This window comes from Pseudomonas oryzihabitans, from assembly GCF_007665395.1.
Lineage (GTDB): Bacteria > Pseudomonadota > Gammaproteobacteria > Pseudomonadales > Pseudomonadaceae > Chryseomonas > Chryseomonas psychrotolerans_C.
The window spans coordinates 1-1,808 of the sequence record NZ_VDND01000025.1 but is presented as its reverse complement, the minus strand read 5'-3'; the positions used below and the strand labels follow the sequence as shown (position 1 = coordinate 1,808).

Annotated in this window: 2 protein-coding genes; both read left to right on the top strand. The window is 65.6% G+C overall.

From position 1 onward, the window contains the following. On the top strand, nt 1–694 hold a 694-nt coding region (locus FSV73_RS25410), incomplete at its 5' end, for a DegT/DnrJ/EryC1/StrS family aminotransferase (RefSeq protein WP_186309350.1). A gap of 60 nt (nt 695–754) precedes the next feature. Next, on the top strand, nt 755–1,744 hold the full coding sequence (gene arnC, locus FSV73_RS25405; RefSeq protein ID WP_145013135.1) for an undecaprenyl-phosphate 4-deoxy-4-formamido-L-arabinose transferase: 990 nt from the start codon (nt 755–757) through the stop codon (nt 1,742–1,744). Nucleotides 1,745–1,808: the final 64 nt, after the last annotated feature.

The following is a 1,808-nucleotide window of genomic DNA, read 5'->3' as shown; positions in this document are numbered from 1 at the left end:
CGAAGACGCCGCCCACGCCGCCGGCACCCGCTACCAGGGCGAGCCCATCGGCCAGCGCGGCACAGCCATCTTCAGCTTCCACGCCATCAAGAACCTGACCTGCGCCGAAGGCGGCATGCTGGTGACCGACGACGCCACCCTGGCCGAGCGGGTGCGTCGCTTGAAATTCCACGGCCTGGCGGTGGATGCCTTCGACCGTCATGCCCTGGGCCGCAAGCCCCAGGCCCAGGTGCAGGAGCCCGGTTTCAAGTACAACCTCTCGGACATCCACGCCGCCCTGGCGCTGGTGCAGCTGGATCGCCTGGGCGACATCAACAGCCGGCGCCGGCTGCTGGCCGAGACATACGACCAGCGCCTGGCGCATCTGCCGGTCGCACCCCTGGCACTGCCCGACTACGCCCAGACCCATGCCTGGCACCTCTACATCCTGCGCATCTGCCCCGAGCGCTGCGGGATGGTGCGTGAAGCCTTCATGGCCGGCCTCAAGGCGCGCGGCATCGGCACCGGCATCCATTTCACCGCCACCCACCTGCACCCCTGGTACCGCGAGCGCTGGCCCGAGCTGGCGCTGCCCAACAGCGAATGGAATTCGTCACGGCTGTGCTCGATTCCGCTCTTCCCGGACATGACGATGGATGACATCGATCGCGTGGTCGCTGCCATCGAAGGCGTACTCGCCCACGGCGCCGGCTAATTTTCGCCCGGTGTTTCTTAGCCCTTTAAGGCATTACTCAGAACCTGTTGGAGAAGGCGTATGAAGCCCTATGCCATCGATAAGCTGTCCGTGGTGATCCCCGTCTACAACGAAGAAGCCAGCCTGCCGGAACTCTTGCGCCGCACCCGCGCCGCCTGCCGCCTGCTGGATTGCCAGGTGGAGATCATCCTGGTCGACGACGGCAGCCGCGACCGCAGCGCCGAACTCCTGCAGCAGGCCGCCAGCGAACCAGACAGCCCGGTCGTGGCGGTGCTGCTCAATCGCAACTACGGCCAGCACTCGGCGATCCTCGCCGGCTTCGAGCAGGCCCGGGGCGACCTGATCATCACCCTGGACGCCGACCTGCAGAATCCGCCGGAAGAGATCCCGCGCCTGGTGTACACCGCTGCCCAGGGCTACGACGTGGTCGGCACCGTGCGCCAGCAGCGCCAGGACTCCTACCTGCGCACCCTGCCGTCGCGGCTGATCAACCGCGCCGTGCAGCGCTCCACCGGCGTCGCCATGCGCGACTACGGCTGCATGCTGCGCGCCTATCGCCGCCAGGTGGTGCAGTCGATGCTGGCCTGCCACGAGCGCAGCACCTTCATCCCGATCCTGGCCAACAGCTTCGCCCGCCACACCACCGAGATCGAGGTGGCCCACGCCGAGCGCGAACACGGGGATTCCAAGTACGGCTTCCTCAAGCTCATCCACCTGATGTTCGACCTGCTGACCTGCATGACCACCACCCCGCTGCGCATGCTCAGCCTGTTCGGCGGTGGTCTGGCACTGTTCGGCTTCTTCTTTGCTGCCCTGCTGCTATTCCTTCGCCTTACCCATGGCGCTGATTGGGCAGCCGATGGCGTGTTCTCGCTGTTCGCCATCCTGTTCATCTTCACCGGCGCCCAATTCCTCGGCCTCGGTCTGCTCGGTGAGTACCTTGGCCGGGTTTACAACGATGTCCGTGCGCGACCGCGATTCCACATCGAGCAAATCATAAGTGCGCCTGGCAGTTCCCCTTCGCCAGCACCGCTTCGCCAAGTCCAGTAATAGGAAAGCCCCTGATGAAAACCGCCATCGTCTTCGCCTACCACGACATCGGCTGCGCCGGCCT